Origin of the sequence: Prosthecobacter gellanilyticus (assembly GCF_007992435.1) — a bacterium.
In the GTDB taxonomy this organism is placed as follows: domain Bacteria; phylum Verrucomicrobiota; class Verrucomicrobiia; order Verrucomicrobiales; family Verrucomicrobiaceae; genus Prosthecobacter; species Prosthecobacter gellanilyticus.
The window spans coordinates 1-25434 of the sequence record NZ_BKAG01000002.1 but is presented as its reverse complement, the minus strand read 5'-3'; the positions used below and the strand labels follow the sequence as shown (position 1 = coordinate 25434).

18 protein-coding genes are annotated in these 25434 nt (G+C 59.2%); 12 read left to right on the top strand and 6 right to left on the bottom strand.

What is annotated here, in order from left to right:
• Window positions 1-4: 4 nt before the first annotated feature.
• Window positions 5-184, bottom strand: coding sequence for a hypothetical protein (locus tag BGE01nite_RS01550; RefSeq protein WP_146848506.1), 180 nt, complete (start codon window positions 182-184; stop codon window positions 5-7).
• Between the two features lie 49 nt (window positions 185-233).
• A complete protein-coding gene (gene clpB, locus BGE01nite_RS01545; protein WP_146848505.1) occupies window positions 234-2819 on the bottom strand; it encodes an ATP-dependent chaperone ClpB in 2586 nt (861 codons plus the stop codon).
• A 242-nt stretch (window positions 2820-3061) separates the two neighbouring features.
• Here clpB and BGE01nite_RS01540 point away from each other — a divergent pair, with 242 nt between their 5' ends.
• Both BGE01nite_RS01540 and BGE01nite_RS01535 read left to right on the top strand, forming a co-directional pair.
• Window positions 3062-4309: a protoporphyrinogen/coproporphyrinogen oxidase gene (locus BGE01nite_RS01540; RefSeq protein ID WP_146848504.1), complete on the top strand. Its 1248-nt coding sequence runs from the start codon at window positions 3062-3064 to the stop codon at window positions 4307-4309.
• A 35-nt stretch (window positions 4310-4344) separates the two neighbouring features.
• Entirely contained in the window at window positions 4345-9900 is a 5556-nt protein-coding gene (locus BGE01nite_RS01535; RefSeq protein WP_146848503.1) for a PVC-type heme-binding CxxCH protein, read from the top strand.
• 5 nt (window positions 9901-9905) lie between these two features.
• Here the strand turns inward: BGE01nite_RS01535 and BGE01nite_RS01530 are convergent, their stop codons facing one another.
• Entirely contained in the window at window positions 9906-11021 is a 1116-nt protein-coding gene (locus BGE01nite_RS01530; RefSeq protein WP_146848502.1) for a nucleoid-associated protein, read from the bottom strand.
• A 312-nt stretch (window positions 11022-11333) separates the two neighbouring features.
• Here BGE01nite_RS01530 and BGE01nite_RS01525 point away from each other — a divergent pair, with 312 nt between their 5' ends.
• The 4 genes from BGE01nite_RS01525 to BGE01nite_RS01510 all read left to right on the top strand — a co-directional run bounded on the left by BGE01nite_RS01525 (window position 11334) and on the right by BGE01nite_RS01510 (window position 14619).
• On the top strand, window positions 11334-11723 hold the full coding sequence (locus BGE01nite_RS01525) for a hypothetical protein (RefSeq protein WP_146848501.1): 390 nt from the start codon (window positions 11334-11336) through the stop codon (window positions 11721-11723).
• Between the two features lie 104 nt (window positions 11724-11827).
• The gene (locus tag BGE01nite_RS01520) at window positions 11828-12325 is read left to right on the top strand and encodes a hypothetical protein (protein WP_146848500.1); all 498 of its coding nucleotides are present in this window, start codon (window positions 11828-11830) and stop codon (window positions 12323-12325) included.
• A gap of 87 nt (window positions 12326-12412) precedes the next feature.
• Window positions 12413-13978 carry an ArnT family glycosyltransferase gene (locus tag BGE01nite_RS01515; protein WP_146848499.1) on the top strand — a complete coding sequence of 522 codons (1566 nt, stop codon included), beginning with the start codon at window positions 12413-12415 and terminating at the stop codon, window positions 13976-13978.
• Entirely contained in the window at window positions 13975-14619 is a 645-nt protein-coding gene (locus BGE01nite_RS01510; protein WP_146848498.1) for a phosphatase PAP2 family protein, read from the top strand. The genes BGE01nite_RS01515 and BGE01nite_RS01510 overlap by 4 nt, the downstream gene beginning before the upstream one ends.
• On the opposite strand, the gene dusB is transcribed toward BGE01nite_RS01510, so the two are convergent.
• From dusB to rpoN, 3 genes are all read right to left on the bottom strand, one after another.
• Window positions 14548-15591, bottom strand: a complete 1044-nt coding sequence (gene dusB / locus BGE01nite_RS01505) for a tRNA dihydrouridine synthase DusB (protein WP_146848497.1) — start codon at window positions 15589-15591, stop codon at window positions 14548-14550. The genes BGE01nite_RS01510 and dusB overlap by 72 nt on opposite strands.
• A 56-nt stretch (window positions 15592-15647) precedes the next feature.
• Window positions 15648-16214 carry a response regulator gene (locus BGE01nite_RS01500; protein ID WP_146848496.1) on the bottom strand — a complete coding sequence of 189 codons (567 nt, stop codon included), beginning with the start codon at window positions 16212-16214 and terminating at the stop codon, window positions 15648-15650.
• A 569-nt stretch (window positions 16215-16783) separates the two neighbouring features.
• Window positions 16784-18202, bottom strand: a complete 1419-nt coding sequence (rpoN, locus tag BGE01nite_RS01495) for an RNA polymerase factor sigma-54 (RefSeq protein WP_146848495.1) — start codon at window positions 18200-18202, stop codon at window positions 16784-16786.
• 191 nt (window positions 18203-18393) lie between these two features.
• Here rpoN and BGE01nite_RS01490 point away from each other — a divergent pair, with 191 nt between their 5' ends.
• The 6 genes from BGE01nite_RS01490 to BGE01nite_RS01465 all read left to right on the top strand — a co-directional run bounded on the left by BGE01nite_RS01490 (window position 18394) and on the right by BGE01nite_RS01465 (window position 25202).
• Window positions 18394-19311, top strand: coding sequence for a sugar phosphate isomerase/epimerase family protein (locus BGE01nite_RS01490; protein ID WP_146848494.1), 918 nt, complete (start codon window positions 18394-18396; stop codon window positions 19309-19311).
• Window positions 19312-19438: 127 nt separating this feature from the next.
• Window positions 19439-20509, top strand: a complete 1071-nt coding sequence (locus BGE01nite_RS01485; protein WP_218032870.1) for a TFIIB-type zinc ribbon-containing protein — start codon at window positions 19439-19441, stop codon at window positions 20507-20509.
• 61 nt (window positions 20510-20570) lie between these two features.
• Window positions 20571-21389, top strand: coding sequence for a sugar phosphate isomerase/epimerase family protein (locus BGE01nite_RS01480; protein WP_146848493.1), 819 nt, complete (start codon window positions 20571-20573; stop codon window positions 21387-21389).
• A 129-nt stretch (window positions 21390-21518) separates the two neighbouring features.
• Window positions 21519-22652 (top strand): molybdopterin-synthase adenylyltransferase MoeB, encoded by a 1134-nt coding sequence (gene moeB / locus BGE01nite_RS01475; RefSeq protein ID WP_146848492.1) that lies wholly within the window; start codon window positions 21519-21521, stop codon window positions 22650-22652.
• A gap of 306 nt (window positions 22653-22958) precedes the next feature.
• On the top strand, window positions 22959-23861 hold the full coding sequence (locus BGE01nite_RS01470; protein ID WP_146848491.1) for a PIG-L deacetylase family protein: 903 nt from the start codon (window positions 22959-22961) through the stop codon (window positions 23859-23861).
• 6 nt (window positions 23862-23867) lie between these two features.
• Window positions 23868-25202 carry a carbon-nitrogen hydrolase family protein gene (locus BGE01nite_RS01465; RefSeq protein ID WP_146848490.1) on the top strand — a complete coding sequence of 445 codons (1335 nt, stop codon included), beginning with the start codon at window positions 23868-23870 and terminating at the stop codon, window positions 25200-25202.
• The last annotated feature ends 232 nt before the right edge of the window (window positions 25203-25434 follow it).

The following is a 25434-nucleotide window of genomic DNA, read 5'->3' as shown; positions in this document are numbered from 1 at the left end:
GTGGTCAGCGAGACGCACCAACAGTTTTTCGAACGGGGTGTCCATCGGGTTCGGGAGGTTGGTTCGAGCCAGCGCGCAACCGATGCGCGCTCTGGCGCAGCATTTCCAGACGCTTCAACGGCGGCAGCCGGGGAAGACTGCCACCCACCTTCCGGCGGAGAGGCTCCTGGAGGTCGTCGGTCATGCGGAACAGTAAACTGAGGCTAGGCGGAGCACAAGGTTTGTGATGAGCTTCACGTCTTCTCAAACACGGGCTTCCCGGACTTCATCACGGCGGTGATGTGGTCTCCGTCTTTGAAGCCGCCTTCGAGGACGGCTAAGGAGAGCGGATCAAGGAGGTGCTTTTGGATGGCACGTTTGAGGGGGCGGGCGCCGAAGACGGGATCATAACCGGCATCGGCGAGGTAGCGGGTGGTGTCGTCGGTGACAGTGAGGTGGATGTTTTGCTTGGCGAGGCGGGTGACGACGCGTTGGAGCTGGATCTTCACGATCTTATCGAGCTGCGAGGCATCGAGGCGATCGAAGGTGACGATCTCATCAATTCGATTTAGGAACTCGGGGCGGAAGAACTGCTTCAGGCTTTCGCGGACGAGGGCCTCGCGCTGCTCGGCATTCGCCACGTCCTGGATGTGCTGGCTGCCGATGTTGCTGGTCATGATGATGACCGTGTTTTTGAAGTCGACAGTGCGGCCCTGGCCATCGGTGATGCGGCCATCGTCGAGGACCTGCAGCAGGGTGTTGAAGACGTCGGGGTGGGCTTTCTCGACCTCGTCAAAGAGCACGACGCTGTAGGGGCGGCGGCGCACGGCTTCGGTGAGCTGGCCACCTTCGTCATAGCCGACATAGCCGGGAGGCGCGCCGATGAGGCGGCTGACGCTGTGCTTCTCCATGTACTCGCTCATGTCGATGCGGGTCATGGCGTTCTCGTCATCAAAGAGGAACTCGGCGAGGGCTTTGCAGAGCTCGGTCTTGCCAACGCCGGTGGGGCCGAGGAAGAGGAAGCTGCCGATGGGGCGGTTCTCATCCTGGATGCCTGCACGGGCACGGCGCACGGCATTGCTGACGGCGATGATGGCATCCTTCTGGCCGATGACGCGGGCGCTGAGGCGCTCCTCCATTTTCACCAGCTTCGAACGCTCGCCTTCCTGCAAGCGTGAAACGGGGATGCCGGTCCAGTTGGCGACGACTTTGGCGATGTCTTCCTCGGTCACTTCTTCTCGCAAGAGGGTGTTCGCGGTTCTCGGTTCATGGTTCTCGGTTGAAGCAGTGCTGAGTTGCTTCTCGAGATCGGGGATGAGACCGTACTGGATCTCTCCGGCGCGACCGAAGTCACCACGGCGCTGGGCCTGCTCCAGCTCGGTGCGGAGGCGGTCGATCTCTTCTTTGACTTTGCGACCGGCATCCACAGACTCCTTCTCCTTCATCCACTGGGCTTTCAGCGCGGAGGATTTCTCTTTGAGATCAGCGATGTCTTTCTCGAGCTTTTCGAGGCGGGCCTTGCTGGCGGCGTCCTTTTCCTTTTTCAGGACCTGGCGCTCCATCTCGTCCTGCATGATCTCCCGCTCGATGACGTCGATCTCCGTGGGCATGGAGTCGAGCTCGATCTTGATACGGCTGGCGGCTTCATCGACGAGGTCGATGGCCTTGTCCGGCAGGAAGCGATCCGTGATGTAGCGATTGGAAAGCGTGGCGGCGGCGATGATGGCGCCATCCTGAATGCGCACGCCGTGGTGAACCTCATAGCGCTCCTTCAGGCCGCGCAGGATGGCGATGGTGTCCTCCACACTGGGCTCGCCGACCTTCACGGGCTGGAAGCGACGCTCCAACGCGGGGTCTTTTTCGATATGCTTGCGATACTCATCCAGCGTGGTGGCGCCGATGCAGCGCAGCTCACCACGGGCGAGCTGAGGCTTGAGCAGATTCCCCGCATCCATGGCGCCTTCGGCCTTGCCGGCACCGACGATGGTGTGCAGTTCATCAATGAAGAGGATGATTTCGCCATCGCTGGACGTGACTTCTTTGAGGAAGGCTTTCAGGCGCTCCTCGAACTCGCCACGGAACTTGGCACCGGCCATCATGCCGCCGAGGTCCATGCTGATGAGGCGCTTGTTCTTCAAGGAATCCGGAACGTCTCCGGCGACGATTCGCCGAGCCAGACCTTCCGCGATGGCGGTCTTGCCGACGCCGGGCTCACCGATGAGCACAGGATTGTTTTTGGTTCGGCGGCTGAGCACCTGCATCACGCGGCGGATCTCTTCATCGCGGCCGATGACGGGGTCGATCTTGCCCGCTTTGGCGCGTGCGGTGAGATCGGTGCCGTACTTCTCCAGGGTCTGGTATTTGCCTTCGGGGTCTTGATCGACCACGCGCTGCGAGCCACGGACGTTGGAGAGTGCTTTGGAGACGGTGTCGTAGTTCAGCCCGGCTTGCTTGAGGGACTCAGAAAGCTCGGTCTTCGTCTTGAAGAGGGCCAGGAGGATGTGCTCGACGCTGAGGTAGTCGTCCTTGAGGTTTTTCTGCTCGTCCTCGGCCTTGGTCATGAGCTCGCGGAACTCATTGGAGAGGTAGAGGCCGCCGGAGCCGCCGCTGACCTTGGGTTGCTTGGCGAGGAGGGACTCGACGGCGCTTTTCAGGCCTTTGGCAGCGGCCGGATTGACGGCGGCTTTTTCAAAAAGCGGGGTCGTGATGCCGCCATCCTGCTCGAGCAAGGCGAGGAGCAGATGGGCGGGCCTGAGCTCCTGGTGACCATGGCGGGTGGCCACGGACTGGGAGGCATTGAAGGCTTCCTGGAGCTTAACGGTGAATTTTTCGGGACTCATGGTTGGGTGAGAAAAGTGGTTTCCCAATGCTACGCTATCAGCATGCCATCAAGGCGTGTCAGAGCGCCACGCCTTGATTGGCAAGGGTTCCACGAGCATTGCGTGTCTGGCTGGGATACGTGCAAAACCCCTACTTTGGCGCTCATGTGACGGCCAAATGTGACGAAGAGGCTCAAAAAACACTCCTTGGCATAGTGCAGGCTTCGCCTACATGGACGGGGTTAGACCACGAACCCCACCTTATGCCCTCCCCCACCATCGCCATCGTCGGAGCCGGACTTTCCGGGCTGGCCTGTGCGCGTGCGCTAGCAAAGGCAGGGCGGCCCTTCACAATTTACGAGGCGGCGGACGGGGTGGGAGGCCGGGTGAGGTCTGATAAAGTGGATGGATTTACCCTGGACCGGGGCTTCCAGGTGCTGCTGCCGGCCTACCCAGAAGCACGACGTGTGCTCGACTATGAAGGCCTGCATCTGAAGCCACTCTACCGGGGTGCGAACGTGTATTTCAAGAACAGCCTGCATCGTCTGGCGGATCCCTTTCATCATCCGCTGGATGCGCTGATGAATCTGCGGGATACCTTCATCCCCTGGCGGGACAAGTGGCACACGCTGATGCTGTGGAAGGAAGCCGCAGGCACGATGGGCATCGAGCGCCGTCTGCCCGAAATGGAGACCGAGGACTATCTGCGTGATTTTGGTTTTACCGAGGCGATGCTCGACCGTTTCTTCCGTCCGTTCTTTGGCGGAGTGTTTCTGGAAAAGGACCTGCGCACCTCGGCGCGGATGTTTTTCTTCCTCTATGCGATGTTTCGCAACGGTGGTGCAACCATTCCGGCGCATGGCATTCAGGCGATCCCGGATCAACTGGCGGTGGCGCTGCCTCCAGGTTCGCTGAAACTGAACACGCCGGTCACTTCAGTGAGGAAGAATGAGATCACCCTGGAGACGGGCGAGATCATCCGCGCGGATCACATCGTGCTCGCGGTGAGCGAGGATGTGGCGCATCGGCTGCTGCCTGACACGGGAGTGGAAAAGCCGAAGCCCGGCCGCAGCACGACCTGCCTCTACTTCAGCACGGATCAGGCACTGCCGAGCGAGTCCATTCTGTATCTGGATGGAGACAATCGCGGGCCGGTGAACAATGCCTGCGTGCTGACCAATGCCTCACCGAAGCTGGCGCCGAAGGGACAGCACCTGATCAGCACGAGCATCGTGGGTGCGCCCTCCAGCAACGAGCTGGAAGATGTGGTGAGAGAGCAGATGACGCGCTGGTTTGGCCCTGGTGCACGGCAGTGGAAGCACCTCCGCACCTACCAGATCCGCAATGCGCAGCCGGAGAGCCGGCAACTGGTGCTGGGTGACAGCGCTCTTTCCACCGTGCTGGAGCCGGGCTTGTACCGCTGCGGAGACTATGTGGAGGATGTGTCCATCAACGGCGCGCTGATCAGCGGACGCAAAGCGGCTGAGGCGGTGCTGGGAAGCATGGGCTGAAAGACTGGCCGGCTGTGGGCCGTCGCAGTCTGATCATGTTTTCCCGACTCCTGCTGTGTGGCCTCGCATGCCTGGTGATCCCTGCTCATGCTGAACCTGTGTTCCGCGCGGGTGTCTCGGCGGTCGACGTCTCGCCCAAGACCTTTCCACGCATCATTGCAGGCGGCTTTCTGGAAGGGCGTGGTGAAAGGAATGTCGATGCGCTGCATGTGCGCAGCTTTGTGCTGGATGATGGCAAGATGAAGATCGCCTTTGCGATCGTGGACACCTGCATGATGGAGCAGGCGCTGATTGATGAGGCGAAGGAGATGGCTTCACAGCAGTGCGGTATTCCGGTGGATCGCATGATGGTCAGTGCCACGCATACGCACTCGGCACCCGCCGCGATGAGCTGCCTGGGAACGAGGAAGGACACGGAGTATGCGAAGTTTCTCACGCCGAAAATTGCCGAGGCCATCGTGGCGGCAGACAAGGCGCTGCAACCGGCACGCATCGGGTGGGGATCGTTTGATGACTGGGAGCACATACACAACCGCCGGTGGATCCGGCGCGAAGGGCGGGAGGTGGTGGATCCGTTTGGCCAGCCCACGGGGCGTGCGAACATGCATCCTGGATACCTGAGCAAGGATGTGATCGGGCCCAGTGGTCCGGTGGATCCGCAGTTCTCGGTGATCTCGCTGCAGACGATCGATGGGAAGCCGCTGGGGGTGCTGGCGAACTACTCACAGCACTACTTTGGCAGCGGCGCGGTCTCGGCGGATTACTATGGGCACTTTTGCCGGCATCTCGCTGCCAAGATGGGACAGGCGGGTGATGGCAACGGACCTTTCGTTTGTGCCATGAGCCAGGGCACCAGCGGAGATTTAATGTGGATGGACTATGGTGCGGAGAAGAAGTCCCCTGCGCTCGACACCTATGCCACCGAGGTGGCTGACAGTGCGATGAAGGCCCTGGCGACGGTGAAGCATCATGATCACGCCCCGCTGGGCATGGTGGAGAAGATGGTGGAGCTGAAATACCGTGTGCCAGATAAGAAGCGTCTCCAATGGGCACGACCCATCGCTGCGAAGATCGAGAATGATTTGCCGAAGAACAAGGAGGAAGTCTATGCGCGAGAGGCGCTGATTCTGCATGAGCGGCAGAAGACGAGCCTGAAACTGCAGGCCATCCGGATCGGTGACCTGAGCATCGCGACGCTGCCTAACGAGGTGTATGCCATCACGGGGTTGAAGCTGCGGGAAGCATCTCCTTTCCCCATGCACTTTAACATTGAGCTGGCCAATGGGGCTGAAGGATACATCCCGCCACCCGAGCAGCATCAGTTGGGCGGATACACCACCTGGCCCGCACGAACGGCAGGTCTTGACGTCAATGCGGAAACTCAAATGTACCATCAACTTGGCTATGAGCTCATGGTTTTGGGCAAGACATTTGTCCGGAACAAGGCGGGCAGCGACCTGGGAGTGTATGGGCGTGAAATCGCAGACTCCAAGCCTTCGGCCCACTACGATTGCAGTGAGAGTGATGGAGAACTCCTGCGCTCACCGACAACACCCATCCAATCATTGAGGTCTGACACCTGGAATGTGGGGATGCAATGGGTGGGTGGCCATGCGCTGTATCTGCCCGGAGTCGGCAGTGGTCTCGGCTATGGTGAGGAATCGGCACTCAGACTGTCGCCATTTTCCAAAGGCCTGAGCTTCAACAGGAGCATCCAAGCCGCAGGCGGCCACCTCAAAGCAGAGTGGGGCGAGCAACCTGCGACACCCACCAAAGAGGCGCCCAGTGCCGCCTCCATCGCCCTCTGGTTCTGGCTGGGTCATGAGAGCGGGGCGAGTGAGCGGGATGGAGAGCTGATCCATGGGCTCGGAGTGGCTCTCAAGGCGCATCAGTTTACTGATCATACGGTGAAGCTGGAGCTTGCAGGGGCCGAAGGCAAAGTAGTCCAGGGCTTTAGCCCGGCTGGTGCCGCCAGCTCCGATAACGAAGATGTAGCGAGCAAAACTGGTGATCACGGGCTAAAGCCCATGAGTACTTTGGCGGACGACTGGCATTTCGTGGTGCTTATCCGCGATGGAGAGAATGTGCGGGTGCATCTCGATGGTGGTGAGAAGCCTGTGCTCATGAGCAAGGCAGGAAAGGCGACAAACGAGGTCTTATTTGGCCAAGGACTGGAGGGGCGGCTGGATGAGATCACGGTTTGGAATCGTGCGGTTGAGACCTCGCTGATCGCGAAGCTGTGGGACACTTCGAAAGTGGCGGAGGACAATGCCCGTCGCGATGTCGCGAGGAAGGAGAAGGCCAAGCGAGTGGAGATGCAGACGAACTCCTTGCTGAAGCAGCATGAGAACTGGTCGGTCGCGATGCGCTTCCGCAATACGAAGGCCAATGATGCGCGTGCGGTCACGGCTTATCTGGTTTCACGCGGGCCGAAGGGCGATTCTCAGGCGCCGGGGGACCACCTGGGCATTGGTGGCAACTACAAGGACTCCAGGCCAGGCAAACTGTTTGTGTACAACGGCAACGCGGCGAATCAAACCTTGTTCGGCCTAACCACGATCCAACCGGGGACGTGGAATGAGGTGAAGATGGAGCGCGCTGGCTCGCGCGTGAAAGTGACGCTGAATGGCAAGGTGGAGATTGATGCTGAACTGCCGGTCACGGCGCTGGGCTCGAAGGAAGTTTTCTTGGGTCGGCGCTGTGATGACTTTGCGCCATTGGACGGGATGTTTGAGAATGTGAAGGTGAGTGGGTTGGAGAGCCGCGAAGTGAGGGGCGTTGACTCAAAGAACGCAGGCGGGACGCCTGCACCACACTCAGCGCCGCTGTCGCCCGAGGAGTCGGCGAAGAGGTGGCATGTGCGGGAGGGGTATGAGATTGAGCTCGTGGCGGCGGAGCCGGTGGTGCTGGATCCGGTGGCGTTTGACTGGGATGAGAAGGGGCGGCTGTGGGTGGTGGAGATGGCAGACTATCCGCTAGGCATGGATGGGAATGGCAAGGCGGGCGGACGTGTGGTGATGCTGGAGGACAGCGATACGGATGGACGCTATGACAGGCGCACGGTGATCGCCCAGGAGCTGAGTTTTCCGACGGGGATTCTGACGTGGCGAGACGGGGTGATTGTCACGGCGGCGCCGGACATCTTTTTCATCTCGCCAGATGGCACGAAGAAGGTGCTCCTAACAGGCTTCAGCACGGGTAACCAACAGTTGCGAGTCAACGGGCTGCGCTGGGGCATGGATGGGTGGGTGTATTGCGCGGCGGGGGCGCACAACGGAGGGTATAACAAGGGCACGCAGATCGAGTCGAGGCTCACTGGAGAGAAGATTGATCTCGGCAGTCGTGATTTCCGGTTCAAGCCGGATACGGGTGAGTTTGATCCGCAGAGCGGACCTTCACAGTTTGGTCGCGCGCGTGATGACTGGGGGCACTGGTTCGGTGTACAGAACAGTTTTCCGCTGTGGCACTATGTGCTGCAGGATCACTACCTGCGGCGGAACCCGCATGTGATTCCGCCGGACCCGATTCATCAGCTCTATCCGAGGAATCCGCCGGTGTATCCTGCGAGCGGCCTGGAGAAGCGGTTTCACAGCTTTGACCAGGCGGGGAGGTTCACGAGTGCGTGCGGGATTGAGGTGTATCGCGACCGCGTGTTGTTTGATGATGGCAAGACGCATGCTTTTACGTGTGAGCCGTTTCACAATGTGGTGCAGCATCATGTGCTGGAGGATGATGGGGTGACTTTTAAGGCGAGGGTGGATGTCAACCTCGGCTCCAGCACTGAGCCGCGAGGGGACTCGCGGACTACGGATTTCCTGGCGAGTGAGGATCGGTGGTGCCGGCCGGTGATGGTGCGGACGGGGCCGGATGGGGCGTTGTGGGTGGCGGACATGTATCGCTACATGATCGAGCATCCGCAGTGGCTGCCGCAGAATGGGAAGGATGAGCTATTGCCGCACTACCGCGAGGGGGATGACAAGGGGAGGATCTGGCGGGTGGTGAAGAAGGTGGCAGGGCAGTCGACGTCTCCGGCGTTACGGCACGGTGACGGGCTGAAGCCCATCACTACTTTCGCAAGCGCGAACGGGTGGTGCAGGGACAGGGCGCAAATGATGGCGCTGTGGGACGGTTTTGAAGCGAAGCAGCTGGTTCAACTGCTTCAAAACCCTCTGCCACAGGTGAGAGCTCAAACAGCATGGACCTTTCTCCTCGGAGGTAAAACTGACTTCGTTCCCTTTGACAAGCTGTTGTCAGATCCAGCCCCGGAGGTGCGTGTGCAGGCGCTGCAGATGCATGAGAAGTTTGATCATGCTCCGCAGTCGCTCATGGGGCTCTATCATCATGACTGGCGGCAGCTTGCTGATCCCCGAGTTTCCATGCAGCTGGCGCTTTCAGCGGGCCATTGGAAGGACGAATGGCTTGGTGATGTCCTGGCTGAGATTCTCGAAGAATATCCTCAGGGTAGTGAAATCGTGGGTGCAGCCTTGAGTTCAGTGCTGCCTCATTTGGAGCGAGCATGCACACGTGCTGACAAGAGATCGGCACCAATGCTATTCCGCTGTGCACTGACGGTAAAGAATGAGAAGGCCATGGCGGCGTTGATCGCACGAACCCAGGACCAGCGAGACATGAAGGAGCTTTTGGCTGTTCTTGACGAGCATGAACTTTCGCTGGCCCAGTTCACCAAGGAGATGCGCTCACCCGACGCACAGCAGGGATTGAAGAAGATGGGAGCGATCTTAGCGAAGGCGGTCCAAGCAGTTCAGGCCTCAGCAGATTCGCCAACGATGGATGATCTGATGCTGCTGGCTTCAGATCGGGAGCATCGTGGCATGGTGAAAGGCATGCTGGGCGGACTGTGGGCGAAGACGGGAAGTGCTGAGGTGCTGAAACTCATCTCCAAGCTACAGCCGAAGGGTGCGCCGGAGTTTTTGCTAGAGCGCTTTGATGAGCGGACGCCGGCGATGCGTGGCCAGATCATTGAGGCGCTGCTTTCGAATGATGAATGGACCACCGTGCTGCTGGGGCGAGCTGAGGCGAAGAGCTGCGATGCGGCGACGCGGGCTCGTTTGGTGAAGCACCCGAAGAAGGAGATCGCGAAGCTGGCTGGGGCGACCTTTGCGGATTCCGCGAGTGCGACACGCGCGGCGGCGGTGGAGAGGTTCAGGCCAGCGCTGAAGCTCACGGGAGATGCGGAGAAGGGCAAGGCGACCTTCGCGATGGTATGCGCGAGCTGCCACAAGCTGGATGGCGTGGGCATGGAGCTGGGGCCGGATCTGCGCAGCGTGGTGCAGCATGATGCGGAGAAGCTCATGAACTCGATCCTGGATCCGAGCGCGATCATCGAGCCGGGGTTCATGGCGTATCACTGCACGCTGAAAAGCGGCGAGCAGCTCTATGGTGTGGTGGCCACGGAGACAAGCGCCAGCCTAACTTTGAAGATGGCAGGGAATATCACACGGTCCGTGCTGCGCAGTGATGTGACGAGCCTGAAGAGCACGAACACATCCCTCATGCCAGAAGGCCTGGAGGCGGCGCTGACGCCCCAGGCCCTGGCAGATTTGATCGCCTATCTAAAAATGGCGCGGTGAAGTGATCAAGATGCGGCGGCAGCGGTGGCTGGAGCCGGAGGCGGGCCGTCGCTGGCGGAGAGATCACGGTGATAGTACACCTTGATGTACTTCATGCCTTTCTTGTCATCGTAGCCGCGCTCGAGCATAGGGTCCGCGTTGTCCTCGGCAGTGCCGGGCTTGACGTGGATCTCGACGCCGGTGTCGAGCTTCAAGACTGCGCTTATACGCTTCTTGGCCTTCACTAAATCCTTCTTGGAGATCTCAAAGCTGGTCTCCAGGGGCTGTCCCTGCTCCTGCTCCATGCGGGCGCGGTGCTCCTGGAAGGCCTCGATACGGTCTGGATTCTTCAGCACGGCCTGCTCGAAGTCCTGAAGGTCAAAGCGCTCGCGATCTTCAAAGAAGTCCAGTGCATCACGGGCGGCCTGGGCAGTTTCCCATGGCGGAGATTCTTCGTCAGCAGGCTTGTTCTCCTCCAGGAAGGAGACGGCCATTTTGGCATAGGCATTGGTCAGAAAAGCAGCATCAGGGACGGCCTCAACGCCGAGGAAATCTCGTGACCAGAAGCGCGCATCCGCGCCGGCACGGTCAAAGGTGAGGACGTAGTAACCTTTGTTCGGCCAGTAGTCGACGATGAGGCAGCCTTTGTCGATCTTCTCCGGGTGGATGCCCTCGATGGTGGTGATCTCGAGGTCCTCACCCTTCGCCGTGATGGTGAGGAAGGGGGTGACGCTCTCCGACTTCAGGATGAGGATGCCCTGCACGAGCTCGCCCTCAATGTGGATCTCCTTCATGTGGGCGATGCAGAGGTCCCCGGATTTGATGTTCGGGTGGTTGGACTTGGCATGGAGACGCTGGGCGATCTCAATGCCACGCTGAAGAAAGCGCTCAGGGTTGGCGAAGACGGATTTCGCGCAGGAGTTCATCTCATGCTGATCCAGGGAGGCATGATGGGTGAAGCGATGCGCGATGAGGTTCTTGAAGGGCTTCAGGAAGATGCCGGTGAGCTTCTCCTGGTCCTCCTCCGGCACCTCGTGCAGAGAGCGGGAGACCTGGAGAGGCTCGCCACGCTGAGCGTGGCCGACCTTGGCAAGCACGAGACGGGTGACGGAGGCAGTGTCGAGACGGAGTTTGACGGACATGATGAAATTGGGGGTGCTGCGGTAATGGAGCGGTGGTTGGCGTCAACCTTGGAGTGATGATTGTTCTCGGTTCTCGGTTCTCGGTTCTCGGTTCTCGGTTCACTACCTTCCAGGTTTGGAAGTTTCTGGGGCGTGGTGGTTTGATTGGGCGCGGCTTGACAGAAGCCGGGGTAACTATGTAGAACTGCCTAGGTTAGAGGATATTCCATCTCCCTTATGAATGCTGCTCCCGCCTTAATTCTACTTGTCCTGGGATTGTCACTGAGTCTCTCTGCGGTCCAGGCTGCAGATACTCCCGCCCTGGATCCAAAAGTGATTCTGGAATCTATTCCGAAGGATCTACTCAAGGACATTTCCGGCAATGCCGCGAAGCGCAAGGAGGCGATCGATGCCGCCGAGCAGAAACTGCAGGATAAATACAGAGACCAGACCGGCACCCTCTCATTTCGAGTACGCAACACCAACAAGTCCAACGGTCGCTACTATGCCTATGGGGAAACGGACCGTGTGCGTGTCTCCGGCACCAACTTTACAGTGAGCTATACCATCTACCTCGACGAGTCAGAGAACGAGAAGGGAGCCAAGATCAAAACAGGTGACAAAATCACGGCGAGCGGCAGGGCTTTTGTCTCCCTCTATGGCAGCAGCAGCAGCGACTACACCAGCCTCTCAGTCAGCGTGAACGATGCCAAACTGAAGTGAGTCCTGGGATTTAGCCTGCTCTGACCACCTTCCAAGTTTGTCATGTTGTCATGGTGTGTGGCTTGACAGGATCTTGGATGTCCGCTTAGGACCACCTAGGTTAAATGATATTCGAACTTATTATGAATACTGCATCAGCCCTGTTTCTCCTCACCGTGGGTTTGTCACTGAACCTCTCCACCATCCGTGCTGCGGCTGAAGAACTGGATCCCAAGAAGATCCTCGAAGAGATCCCGAAAGATCTGTTGAAGGACATTTCGGGAAGTCCTGACAAACGCAAACCGGCGATCGACGCAGCATCCACACAGCTGCGGCAGAAATTCAGAGGCGATCCGGGAGATGTCTCCGTGAGGGTGTCGAGCACAAACATGTCGAACGGTCGCTATGTTATCAATGTACAGAGTGAGCAGGTGAGGGCCTCTGGCACCAACTTCAACGTCAGCTACTACATTTATTTGGATCCAGCGGAAAACGCGAAAGCCGCCAAAATCAAGAAAGGGGACAGGGTCAAGGTCAGCGGCAAGACGTCTATCTACATGGCTAGCCCTAGCGATACCTACACCTTACTCTCCATCACCCTCAACGATGCCAAACTGAAGTGAGGTGAATGTCTGGAGGTCGGTCGTGACTGACCTCCCGCGTCGTGCTGGTTCTGCATTCCTCATTTGCCCCCTGCCCTGCCCCGTGCCATGCCTGCAGGCGTTTTGATCTCCCTCGATTCTCCCTCTGCCAACTGGACCCGCCGTTTCTGGGTGCTGCTGGCGGCTGTCCTGGTGTTCCGCGTGTTGTTCACGCTGTTCTTCTGCGCTCATGCGGACCTTTCAGGAGATGAGGCCTACTACTGGGACTGGGGCCGGCGACCAGACTGGGGTTACTACAGCAAGCCGCCGATGATCGGCTGGATCATGGGAGTCATCGGCCACTTTGCCGGAGCCTGCGACATCGCGGTGCGCCTCACGGCGCTGACTCTGGGCACGCTGACACTCGCCGCCCTCTTTGCTCTCACGCGAATGCTGTATGATGCGCGGACGGGGTTCATCGCCGCCGTGCTGGTGCTGCTGACGCCGGCCAACACGGGACTGAATCTCTTCCTCACCATTGATGCGCCACTGCTGCTGTGCTGGTCACTGGCGCTGCTGCTGTTCTGGTTCGCGACCACGAAGCCCCAATGCTGGTGGCGCTGGCTGACGCTGGCGGTAGTGATCGGGATCGGCACCTTGAGCAAGCAGATGATGCTGGTCTTCCCCGTACTGATGGTGGCCTTTGCGGCGCTTTCGCCTGAAGACAGGCCGCTTTTGAAGAACGTCCGCATGTGGGTGTCGATCATCCTGGGAGCCACCTTTCTCATTCCTGTGATCCTCTGGCAGCAGAAGCACCACTGGATCACACTGGAGCACACGGCCCATCACTTTGACACGGAGAGCCTGGGAGTGGTCAAGTGGCTCACCCGCACGCTGGAGTGGCCCTTTGTGCAGGCGCTGCTGTATTCCCCGGTGACGTGGGCGGTGATGGTGGTGGTGGTGTGGTGTGGCATGAAGCACTGGAAAGCCGCAGGACGCCGCGAGCGCTATCTGCTGCTGTGCACGGCTCCCGCCCTGGTCATTTTCACGCTGCTGGCGCTGCGCCAGCGGATCAACCCGAACTGGCCGGCGGTCTTCTGGGTGCCGCCGCTGCTGCTGGCGGCGGCATGGTTTGCCGGACACCTCACCCTGCCCGGGCTGCCGAGGGCGCAAGCCTGGCGCACCTGGAGCCTGCGGATCTCTGGAGGCATGGTCCTGGTGGCGCACCTCGGTGTGGCGATCGTCTTTGGTGCCGAGCTCAAGGTGCACAAGAAGCTGGATGAGGAACTGAAGAAGTGGCGCGAGACGGGAGTGGCCGCAGGTGAGTACCTGGACAAGGTCCCCCGCCCTGATCACACCTTCGTCATGGCCTTGGGACACCGCTACAATGCCGCGCAGCTGGCCTTTTCCATGCCGCAGCATCCGAGGCTGTACCGCTGGGAATCCTCCGGCCACCCGATGTCCCAGTATGAGATCTGGCCCGGGCCGGAAGAACGGATCGGTGATGACGGGCTGATTTTTTCCCCGAAAGCTCTGCCCCCCACCGTGGCGGAATGTTTTGAGAGCGTAGAAAAAGTGGGAAAGGTAGAAGTCCAGCTCGGAGAGAAGTCACGATTGTTCGATGTGTATCTTGGCAGGAACCTGAAGCACTGGTCAGCCATTCCCAGCACCCAGCCGCCGCTCCCCAAATCATGATTTCCTGGGACCTGACCCTTCTGCGCCTCATCAACCTGAAGTGGACCCATCCCGTCCTGGACTGGCTGATGCCTGCGGTGTCGGCTCTGGAGGCCTGGCTGCCGCTAATGATCCTGGCGGTAGTGCTGGTGCTGTGGCGCTGCCGCTGGCGCGGGGCCTGGCTGATCTTCTGTGTGGCAGTCACACTGACGGTGAGTGACGGGCTGATTTCCCGCAATCTGAAATTCCTGGCCAACCGCGTGCGGCCAAGGAGTGCGGTGGACGGGCTGGTGGTCCGTGATCTAGCGACGGCGCGGCCTGAATTCATGCGGCTTTTCAAGGCCCCGGTGACGATGCCGAGCCAGAGCCAGGGGAAGACGAAAGGGGGATCCTTCCCCAGCAGTCACACGATGAACATGTTTGCGCTGGCCACGGTGGTTGCGCTTTTCAACCGGCGCTGGAGCGCGGCGCTGTATGTGCTGGCGACTCTGGTGGCCTATTCCCGGCTTTACTGCGCCGTGCACTGGCCCACGGATGTGATTCCCTCCATCGGGATGGGCATCCTGATCGGCATGGTGGTCCCGCGGCTCTTATTCCGGCTGGCTAACAGATTCGGTTTCCTCCACCGGGTCAGCGCCTGCCGTCCCGAGGTCGTGAAGTGAGTCTTTGCGGGCGAGGAAGTCGGCCATGATGTCCTCCAGCTCCATGACGCTGGTGATGTGACTGAAACGACCGCGCAGGAATTTTCCGCCCTGCAGGTTCTTGGTGTAGTTCATGAGCCGCGTGCGCATGGAGCGCATGACTTCAAACTCGCCGCGGGTGCTGCGCGGGATGGCCATGAGACAGTGGCGGCGCATGAGGTCAAAGCGCTGCTCCACGGTAGCGGAGGGCAGATGCTCTCCTGTGGTGAGGTAGTGCTTTGCCTCGCGGAAAACCCAGGGATTGGTCATGGCGGCACGACCAATCATGATGCCACTGACATTCGTCTGAGCACGGCGGACCTCAACGTCCAGGCCGCTGCTGATGTCTCCATTGCCAATGACGGGAATCTTCACGGCGTCTGCGACTTGAGCAATGACGTCCCAGTCAGCATGACCGCTGTAACCCTGCGCCTTCGTACGACCGTGCACGGCGATGGCCTGCATGCCGGAGTCTTCGAGGATGCGCGCCACATCGACGGCGTTGACGCTTTGAGAATCCCAGCCGATGCGCATCTTCGCCGTCACGGGAATAGACACCGCTTTGGCGACCTCACGCGCGACACTGGCGAGCAACGGGCAATCTCGCAAAAGCGAGGAGCCTCCATTTTTCGAGACCACCTTGTTCACGGGGCAGCCGAAATTGATATCGATAAAGTCTGGCTGTTTCCAGTCGATGATCTTGCGGGCAGCCTCGCCCATGCGCACGCCATCGGAACCAAACAGCTGCACGCCGAGAGGGCGCTGAGGCTCGTCAAAATCCACGTAGTGGCGGGTGCGGTCGTCCCGCTGGAGGATGCCCTCCGCAGAGACGAACTCCGTGACCATCACGTCTGCTCCGAGTTCTTTGCAGATGCTGCGGAAGACCACGTCCGTCACTCCAGCCATGGGGGCCAGATAGAGAGGGAACGTGTCGTTGTTGAACCAGGGAAGCATCCGCTAGATTACTCTCATGGGAGCGAGGAGCAAGCCTGTCTCCATGCGAGGACAGATCAGGCGGGAGTTTCGGAACCCTTGTGACCGAGCTGTTTCACCGCTTTGTTAAGCTGATCATACTCGAGGGGCTTCTTGATCACGGTGACCGGGCCATGGCTGAGGATGCGGCTGAGCACCTCGCTGTCCGGATAGCCGGTGATGATCACGATGGGCAGGTCAGGATGAAGCTCCTTGAGCTGGGAATAGACTTCGTCACCCGGAACGTCTGGAAGCTTGAGGTCGAGGAAGACGAAGTCGAACTTCTGCTTCTTCGCGAGGCTGATGGCCTCAGCACCGGTGCCCACGACAAGGCGGCCGAAGCCAGCCTTCTTGAGGAATTGCTTGAAGAGAGCCTGAAGAGCCGGGTCATCATCAACCACCATGACGGTGGGCTGACCAGCCTCTTCCTCTTTACGCAGCACGTCACGATCAAGGAGGCTGCGCTTGATGCGCCAGCGACCACCGATCTGAACGGCAGGCAACTGCCCACGCTGAACGAGATAATAGACCGTGGGAAGAGGAATGCGGAGATACTCCGAGGTTTCCTTTACGGTCATCAGTTCGGGTGTGGAAGTATCAGACATAAGAAGGGAGAGGTGGGGAGGTATGAAAAACCTGGAGAGTAGCGACGCGAGCCGCAAAATTCAGAATTACTCAGACTTTTCTATATAATTACCAAAACGGCAAGGCTTTTTTTGGCAGTTTATTGCTTTTGGACCGAGGAGAAAAAACAAACTTGCGAAACCTATCACAAATAAGAGGAGATTTACTCTAATGGAACTGGCTGGAGCTCGGCACGAAAAGCGGCATAAAATGCACTGTCAGAAGAAGTTATTCACAATTTCAGACAGCGGATACCGCCAAAGCTCTCAAATAATAACGAGAACCGTCTCAGTTCTAGACGCACGCTTCGAATCCCTTCATTTTCAGGGTTTAGCAAAGATCCAGGTCGAACGGGTATCCCGTTTCCAACCGTCTGAGGTCATTCTAGGGGATCAACCTGATATGACTATCCTGAGATGACCCAGGACATCACCAGAGGCAGTGCCCTTCACTGCTGAATAAACAGGAGGGATCTTGGCCCCGGAACACATGCCTCAGATGAAAGCGCCACGTTCTCCATGAGAGTGTGGGCTTTCATCATGCCTCATATTCATGAGAACGACTTTCGGAGATGGCTGGGCAGGATGCCCAGAGCTTCGCGATACTTCGCCACGGTTCTGCGGGCGACTTTGATGCCCTGCTTGTCGAGGATCTTGGCGAGCTTGTCGTCACTCAGCGGTTTTGCCTTCGGCTCAGTTTTGATGAGATCGGCGATGGCGTTTTTGACACTCGTATTACTGAGATCCTCACCAGACTCGGTCTTCACGCCGTGGCTGAAGAAGAACTTCAGCTCAAACACACCATGGGGGGTGGCCATGTATTTGCCAGAGATGGCGCGGCTGACAGTGGTCTCATGCACGCCAACTTCATCAGCCACCTGGGCCATGTTGAGAGGGCGGAGCATGCTGGTGCCGACTTCCAGGAACTCCTGCTGATGAGAGAGGATCTGCACCGCGATCTTATAAATGGTCTGCTGGCGCTGGTGGATGCTGCGGATGAGGAACTTGCCGCTGCGGAGCTTGTCGCGAATGTAATTACGCACCTCCGTGCTGCTGCCGGACTGGCTGAGCATGTCTTTATAGGCATTGCTGAGCCGGAGATGAGGCAGGTCGTCATTATTCATGACGGGAACCCACTCCCCACCCTGCCGTTCGATGATGATGTCAGGCGTGACGTAGTTGTTTGAACTGACGGCGAAGCGCGATGCTGGACGAGGATCCAACGTGCTGATGAAGTCTGCGGCCCGGGAGATCTGCTCCACGGGCACGCCGAGTTTGCGAGCCAGGATGGGGTAGCGCTTGTTCGCCAGATCATCCAGATGCATGTCCACGAGACGGAAGGCCAGGCTCTGGCGCTTGCCGAGGCGCTCCAACTGAATGAGCAGGCACTCGCGAAGGTCATCGGCACCGACGCCGACGGGGTCAAAGGTGGTGAGCAGTTCTTTGGCTTTGCGCAGGTCATCCAGCGGGATGGCATGCTGGAGGCTCATGTCCTCCACGGGCGTGTTGAGGAAGCCACGGTCATCCAGGCTGCCGATGAGGAACTCGGTGTCCTTCACCACCGCAGGACTAATGTCCTCTGCGGTGCGAAGCTGGGAGACGAGATGCTCCTGCAGCGTGGTGGGTGCCACGATGCTGTCCATGAGGAACTGCCAGCGCTCCTGGTCCTCGGAAGTGCGGCTGCCGGACTGCATGCGGCTCTGGGCCCAGTATTCGCGCCACTCCTCGTCCATCTGGGAGATGATGGCGAGCTCGTCACGGTCCTCGCGATTGTCCGGATCATCGGGCACGGCGTCCTCAAGGGAGACCTCCGGGCTTTCGAGTTCCAGCACAGGATTGATTTCAATCTCTGTCTGGATGATCTGGCGAAGCTCCAAGGTGGGCGCCTGCAGAATCTGAAGACTCTGCTGCATCTGCGGACCGATGGCGAGCTTCTGAGTCTGGGTTTGGTAAAGTCCTTGGTCGGCCATGATTGGGGGTTGGAGCCGTGGTGAGCTGGCTGTCTCACTACCTCATGAAAGGGTGGAAAGCAAAGAGCGGGCCAGGGTTGAATTTTATTTTTTTTAGAACGAGGTTCGATACGTAAAAGATCCTTCACCCGGTGCGCTCTTGACCCCCGCGCCTTAGCCGTTATCAAGCGCTCCACCTTTCCTTTACCACCATGATCAAACTCACCGGCATCGCAGATGAAGCAGGCGCGTCCCTCGACGTGCAAATCAAAGCCCACCAGGAACTCGGCTGGGACAGCATCGAATCCCGCGCGGTGGAGATCGATGGCGTGAAGGGCAACCTGCATGAGATCCCGGAGGCGATTTTCGACAAGGTCGTGGCACGCCTGGACGAGAAGAACATGAAGATCAGCGGCTTCGGATCGCTCATCGGCAACTGGGCGAAGAAGATCACGGATGATTTCAGCATCACGGAAGCGGAAATCTCCCGCGCCATCCCGCGCATGCAGCGCCTGGGTGCGAAGCTGATCCGCGTGATGAGCTATGCCGTGTGCAAAGATGAAGCTGGCAAGGACGTGGAGGAGCAGTTTGCCCCGGAGCGCATCCGCCGCATGACAGAGATCAACAAGCGCTTCGCCGATGCCGGCCTGACGGTGGTGCATGAGAACTGCATGAACTGGGGCGGCATGAGCCCCTCTTATGTACAGCGCATGGCGGAAGCTGTGCCGGGCATGAAGTGGGTCTTTGACACCGGCAACCCGGTCTTCATCGATGACCGTGACAAGCCCGGCTCCAAGCAGAACTCCTGGGAGATGTATCAGGCGGTGAAGCCCTTCATGGCTCATGTGCACGTCAAAGATGGCATCTGGGACAAGACGAAGAACGACGCGGTGTACACCTTCCCTGGCGAAGGCGAAGGCCAGACCGAGCGCATCATGAAGGACCTGGTGGACACGGGTTACGAAGGCTACATCAGCATCGAGCCGCATGTGGCCGTGGTCTTCCACGGGGCGGGTGCGGCTGACGACCTCTCTCCTGAGCAGAAGGCGAAGGAGCAGTATGACAGCTACATCAAATACGGCCGCATGCTGGAAGCCATGCTGAAGCGCCTGGGCGCGAAGCTGGGCTGAGCGGACTGAGTCAAAGATTCTGGGTCAAGGTTGTGATGAGTCACGACCTTGGCCTTTTTTCTTGAGCAAGATGGCGAGCACCTTGACGTCCTTGACTCTCCTGACCAATCATTGACGAGTAACTCCCATGTCTGAAGTCACTGCCCTCACTAAATTTGCCTGTCCTGGATGTGGTGGAGAGGCTGTGTGGACGCCTTCCAAAAAGGCGCTGGTTTGTCCTTACTGCGGGACGGTATCGCCGGCGGAACTGAAGGCGGACGGGACACTGGTGGAGGAGAATGATCTCGTCGCGGGACTGCGGTCACTGCCGGAAGATCAGCGTGGATGGGCGGCGGAGCGCAAGACGGTGCGGTGCCAGAGCTGCCAGGCCATCTCCGTCTTCAATGAGACGCGAGTGGCGCAGCGCTGTGACTTCTGCGGTTCGTCATCGCTCATCAATGTGGATGACATCCAGGCGCCGATCCGGCCTGGGAGCGTGCTTCCCTTCAAGGTGGCAGAGAGCAAGGTGCGCGAGGACATCCGACGCTGGTATGGCAGCCACTTCTGGGCACGCAGTGATGTGGGAGACAAGGCGCTCACCGATACCCTGCACGGTCTCTATCTTCCTTACTGGACCTTTGACGCTCACGCGGAGTGCCCGTGGGAGGCTGAGGCGGGGCACCATTATTATACCACGGACAATCAGGGACGCCGCCAGCAGCACACACGCTGGGAGCCTGCGTTCGGGCATGTGAGCATGGATTTTGATGATGTGCTCATCCCGGCCTCGAAAGGGGTGCATGGGGCGCTGCTGGAGGATTTGCTCCCCTTCCCCACCACGACGGATCTGGTGCCGTATGATCCGGGCTACCTCAGCGGCTGGGTGGTCGAGCAGTATCAGATCGACCTCGTCCAGGCGGCGCAGGGTTCCCGCAACCGCATGAACCAGCAGCTCGAGAGTGAGGCTGGCCGGCAGGTGCCCGGGGATACTTATCGGAATCTGCGCATCTCGCCGCAGTACAGCGCTCAGACTTTTAAGCACACGCTTCTGCCGATCTGGCTGCTGACCTATAATTATGGCAGCAAGACCTACCAAGTGGCGGTGAACGGCTCCACGGGCAAGATCACGGGCGAATACCCGCTGAGCTGGGTGAAGATCGCGATCGCCATCTTTATCGGGCTGGTGATCCTGTTCGTCCTGATCCAGTTTAACAACTAGGTCCTTGGAATCGCGCAGTTGACGGACAGCGGGAGGCTCGCCAGCCTCTCCGTCCCCACCTATGCGATTCGCGATCTGCAACGAGACCTACCCTTCCGACTGGCCCTTTGAAAAAGTGTGCGAGGACGTGGCTGCCGCTGGCTACCATGCGCTGGAGCTGGCCCCCTTCACCCTGAAGGAAGATCCCCGTGATCTGACCGAGGCTGATGCGCTGCGGCTGAGCCACATCGCTTCCTCCTTCGGTCTGGAGATTTTGGGGCTGCACTGGCTGCTGACGAAGCCCACCTTTTTTCACATCACCTCACCGGATGCCATTCAGCGCAAGGAGACCGCGAAGTTTGGCCGCCATCTGGCCCGCATCTGCGCGATGACCGGCGGACGCATCATGGTCTGGGGCAGCCCGAAGGCGCGCAACACGCTCCCCGAATGGGAGTATGAAGATGCCTTCAAACGTGCTGCGGACAGCGTGCGCGAGGTCGCTGAAGAGTGCGGCAAATATGGCGTGGTGATCGCCATGGAACCGCTGGGCAAGAAGGAGACGAATTTCCTGAACACGGCTGAGGAGACCATCCGCCTCTGCCAGATGGTGGATCATCCGAGCTGCAAGCTGCACCTGGATGTGAAGGCGATGAGCGATGAAGCCAAATCCATCCCGGACATCATCCGCGACAGCAAGGACTGGTTCGTGCACTTCCATGCGAATGATCCAAACCTGCTCGGCCCAGGCATGGGCGAGGTGAAGTTTGAGCCGATCATCGCGGCGCTGAACGAGGTGAAGTATGACGGCTTCCTTTCCGTGGAGGTTTTTGACTATCGCCCCGGAGCCCAGCACATCGCCCGCGAGAGCATCCGCTATCTCAAGGAAGTGATGGGAGCCTGACCGCGGAGCGGAATGACGAATGAGTAAATCCGAATGACGAAACGATAGCCCAGGCGACTGCAACCTTCGGGCTTCGGCATTCGTCATTCCTTCGTCATTAGGAAATTCGTTATTCGTCATTCACCCATCATGTCCGATCTCTCCAACGCCGAGCTTCAGCGCTATGCCCGTCATCTGGCCATTCCAGAGTTTGGCATCGAGGCGCAGCGCAAGCTGAAGGCTGCGCGTGTGCTGTGCATCGGCGCAGGCGGGCTGGGGTCGCCGATCACGATGTATCTGGCGGCGGCGGGTGTGGGCAAGATCGGGCTGGTGGATGCGGATGTGGTGGAGATCTCGAACCTGCAGCGTCAGGTTTTGTTCGGGCAGGATGATCTGGGGCGGCCCAAGCTGGAGGCGGCGCGAGACCGTCTGCTGGGGATCAATCCGCATCTGGAGCTGCAGACGTATGCGGAGCGGTTCACGGCGGCGAACGCGATGCGCATCGCGGCTGACTATGATGTGATCATCGATGGCACGGACAACTTTCCCACGCGCTACCTATCCAACGATGTGTCTGTGTGGCTGAAGAAGCCGAATGTTTATGGCAGCATCCTGCGCTTTGAAGGCCAAGTGGGGGTCTTTGCCCCGCATCTGGGCGCGCCGTGCTACCGCTGCATGTCTCCGCAGCCTCCTGCACCCGGCCTTGTGCCGAGCTGCGCTGAAGGTGGTGTGCTGGGGGTGCTGCCGGGATTGATCGGAACGATGCAGGCGCTGGAAGCGATCAAGCTCATCACGGGCATCGGGCAACCTTTGTTAGGCAAGCTGCTGCATGTGGACACGCTCGGGCTGCGCTTCCGCACTTTTACTTTGCGTCGAGATTCCGAATGCCCGGTCTGCGGCGAGAACCCCACCATCACGGAACCCATCGACTATGAGGGCTTCTGTGGCATCCAACCTGAACTGAAAGTGAAAACCATCTCTGTCCGTGAACTGCATGCCCTACGTGAAAAGGGAGACAACCATTTCCTTCTGGATGTGCGTGAGCCGGATGAATATGCGAAGGCGCATATCGAGGGATCAGTTTTGATTCCGCTGGGTGAGGTGACAGTTCGTGCAGGTGAGTTGCCGCGCGACAAGCCCCTCTATGTGCACTGCAAGATGGGCGGGCGTAGTGCGAAGGCTGTGGCGGCGCTGGAGGCGCTGGGCTTCACGAATGCGGTGAATGTCACGGGTGGGATCACGGCCTGGTCGGATGAGGTGGATGCGGGTGTGGCGAGGTATTGAGGGAGCATTTCGAGGGCTGATGGGGAGCGGACTTTAGTCCGCAGCATCTTGATCGCAGATGAGAGGTGGAGAGTATGCCTTTGGCTGTTTTGCGCGCCTATGTCTTCGGGTTGAAGGAGTGATGAGGATGAGGGCACCCATGGGGAGATTTCGACCTGCAGCGGACTGAAGTCCGCGCTCCTTGGGCGGTTTGGCCTTCGTCGTCGTAGATGCATCAAAGGCTAACCAAGGCGGGTCACTCGAGCATGCATCGTGGTCATGAATGGGGATTGCCTTCATGCAGCGGGGGCTCAGACTGGTGGGATTATGAAATCGATTCTCCTTACCTTGGCGCTTTGTCTGATGGCAGGCCTGTCAGCGGTTCAGGCGGCTGATGCGGACGGGAAGCTGCGCATCCTGGTGTTTGGGGCGCATCCGGATGATGCGGACTACAAGGCGGGTGGCACGGCGGTGAAATGGGCTCGACTGGGGCATCATGTGAAGCTGGTGTCGGTGACGAATGGGGACATCGGCCATTGGAGGGAGGCGGGAGGGCCGCTGGCGAATCGTCGGCGCGCGGAGGCGGCGGCTTGTGCGAAGAAGCTGGGGGCGACTTCCCAGGTGCTGGACATTCATGATGGTGAGCTGATGCCCACGCTGGAGAACCGCCGGCTGATCACGAAGGTGATTCGTGAATGGGAGGCGGATATTGTGATCGCGCATCGGCCCTGGGACTATCATCCGGATCATCGCTATGTGGGGGTGCTGGTGCAGGATGCAGCCTTCATGGTGACGGTGCCGTTCTTCTGCCCGGATGTGCCGGCGATGAAGAAGAACCCGGTCTTCCTGTATTCGAGCGATGGCTTTCAGAAGCCTTATCCATTCAAGCCTGACATCGCCGTGGCGCTGGATGATGCTTTGGATCAGAAACTGGACGGGCTGCATGAGCTGACCTCCCAGGCCTATGAGGGCGGGGCGAGTGGCTCGGCGGAACATGTGGAAAAAGAGGTGCCGCCTGCCTCGGATGATGCGGCACGCCGTGTCTGGCTGAAACGCCGCTGGGGAGCACGACAGGGCAGCGAGGCGGACAAATACCGGGACCTGCTGATCCAATTCTATGGCGAGGAGAAGGGCAAGGCGGTGAAGTATGCGGAGACCTTTGAGATCTGCGAATACGGTCGCAAGCCTTCACCTGAAGAGATTCGCCAGTTGTTTCCGTTCTATCAGTAACCTGCCATGAAACGCTTCCTCACCACCGCCTGCCTTTTGGCCTGTGCTTTTTCCTGCCAAGCTACTGGACTGGAAGACTGGACTTTTTGGTCTCCTCGTGCGGAGGCCGAGCCGGAGCATGTCGTAAATCCCAAGGCCGGCCGTGATGGCGAGGGCGGGCTGGTGATCGAAACTGGAGCCGGTGAGCAGTGGATCGGCTGCTGGGTAAAGACCGTGCCGGTGCAGGGTGGGAAGCACTACCAGTTCGAGGCCTGGAGGAAGTTTCGGGATGTGTCCGAGCCGAGGCGCAGCGTGGTGACACGGGTCATCTGGCTGGATGAGAAAGGCGCGAACGTGAAGTGGGAGGAGCCTGCGGTGGCGGGTTATGCCAAGGGGACGGTGCCGCGCGCCGAGCCTGAGTATCCGGCTGACCTTGGAGGCAAGGCTGGTGAGTGGGGACGCTTTGCGACCACGCTGCGGGCGCCTGTGGCGGCCCGTCAGGCCAAGCTGGAGCTGTATCTGCAATGGGCTCCGAATGCGCGGGTGGAGTGGAGCGATGTGAACCTCACGGAAGTCCCCGCCCCTGCCCCGCGCAAGGTCAGACTGGCGACGATTCATCTGCAGCCGAAACAGGGCAAGAACCCGGAGGACAAGCCGCCGCAGTTTGCGCCGCTCATTGCTGAGGCGGCGAAGCAGAAGGCTGACCTGGTGGTGCTGCCCGAGACCCTAACCTATTATGGAACAGGAAAGCCGATGGAAGCGAGTGCCGAGGCAATCCCAGGACCAAGCACAGAGTACTTTGGCAAGCTGGCGAAGGAGCATGATCTCTACATCGTGGCCGGGCTGGTGGAGCGTGAGGGGAAGACACTGTACAACACTTCCGCGCTCATCGGGCCGGATGGGAAGATGGTGGGCAAGTATCGCAAAGTCACCCTGCCGCGCAGCGAGGTGGAGCATGGCATCACCCCGGGGCGTGACTATCCGGTGTTTGAGACGCGCTTTGGCAAGGTGGGCATGATGATCTGCTACGATGGCTTCTTTCCTGAAGTGGCGCGTGCGCTGACGATCAAAGGGGCGGAAGTGATTGCCTGGCCGGTGTGGGGTTGCAATCCGATGCTGGCCTCAGCGCGTGCCTGTGAGAACCATGTCTATGTCGTCAGCAGCACCTACACGGACGACAAGCAGTACCATTGGATGATCTCCGGCATCTTTGATCATTACGGCGATGTGCTCGCCAAGGCCAATGAGTGGGGCACGGTAGCCATCGCTGAGGTGGACCTCAACGAGCATGCGCACTGGAACAGTTTGGGGGATTTCAAGGCGCAGATTCCGGCACACCGACCGGCGGCTTTGAGGGAGTGAATTCGGGGTCTTGTGGCTGTCGGGATGTTTTTTTTTGACAGCATTAACAAGATTTCAGGATTACAGGATTCTTTGTCGCTTCGTCAGGTGAACTCTGGGATACGAGGCTTCAAAGAAGCGGAAGGCTGACGCCATCCGCTACATGGGGATGATGCGTGCATCGGTGTGTGTGGAGACATTGATGTCTCCGCAGAGAGCGATTTGATGGGGCGCAGATCAGGTGTGCGCACGA

Coding starts and splice junctions, on each gene's coding strand:
- BGE01nite_RS01550 (WP_146848506.1), bottom strand. CDS start 184: ATGACCGACGACCTCCAGGAGCCTCTCCGCCGGAAGGTGGGTGGCAGT.
- BGE01nite_RS01465 (WP_146848490.1), top strand. CDS start 23,868: ATGAAACGCTTCCTCACCACCGCCTGCCTTTTGGCCTGTGCTTTTTCC.
- rpoN (WP_146848495.1), bottom strand. CDS start 18,202: ATGGCCGACCAAGGACTTTACCAAACCCAGACTCAGAAGCTCGCCATC.
- BGE01nite_RS01535 (WP_146848503.1), top strand. CDS start 4,345: ATGTTTTCCCGACTCCTGCTGTGTGGCCTCGCATGCCTGGTGATCCCT.
- BGE01nite_RS01540 (WP_146848504.1), top strand. CDS start 3,062: ATGCCCTCCCCCACCATCGCCATCGTCGGAGCCGGACTTTCCGGGCTG.
- clpB (WP_146848505.1), bottom strand. CDS start 2,819: ATGAGTCCCGAAAAATTCACCGTTAAGCTCCAGGAAGCCTTCAATGCC.
- BGE01nite_RS01470 (WP_146848491.1), top strand. CDS start 22,959: ATGAAATCGATTCTCCTTACCTTGGCGCTTTGTCTGATGGCAGGCCTG.
- BGE01nite_RS01515 (WP_146848499.1), top strand. CDS start 12,413: ATGCCTGCAGGCGTTTTGATCTCCCTCGATTCTCCCTCTGCCAACTGG.
- dusB (WP_146848497.1), bottom strand. CDS start 15,591: ATGCTTCCCTGGTTCAACAACGACACGTTCCCTCTCTATCTGGCCCCC.
- BGE01nite_RS01530 (WP_146848502.1), bottom strand. CDS start 11,021: ATGTCCGTCAAACTCCGTCTCGACACTGCCTCCGTCACCCGTCTCGTG.
- BGE01nite_RS01520 (WP_146848500.1), top strand. CDS start 11,828: ATGATATTCGAACTTATTATGAATACTGCATCAGCCCTGTTTCTCCTC.
- moeB (WP_146848492.1), top strand. CDS start 21,519: ATGTCCGATCTCTCCAACGCCGAGCTTCAGCGCTATGCCCGTCATCTG.
- BGE01nite_RS01485 (WP_218032870.1), top strand. CDS start 19,439: ATGTCTGAAGTCACTGCCCTCACTAAATTTGCCTGTCCTGGATGTGGT.
- BGE01nite_RS01490 (WP_146848494.1), top strand. CDS start 18,394: ATGATCAAACTCACCGGCATCGCAGATGAAGCAGGCGCGTCCCTCGAC.
- BGE01nite_RS01500 (WP_146848496.1), bottom strand. CDS start 16,214: ATGTCTGATACTTCCACACCCGAACTGATGACCGTAAAGGAAACCTCG.
- BGE01nite_RS01480 (WP_146848493.1), top strand. CDS start 20,571: ATGCGATTCGCGATCTGCAACGAGACCTACCCTTCCGACTGGCCCTTT.
- BGE01nite_RS01510 (WP_146848498.1), top strand. CDS start 13,975: ATGATTTCCTGGGACCTGACCCTTCTGCGCCTCATCAACCTGAAGTGG.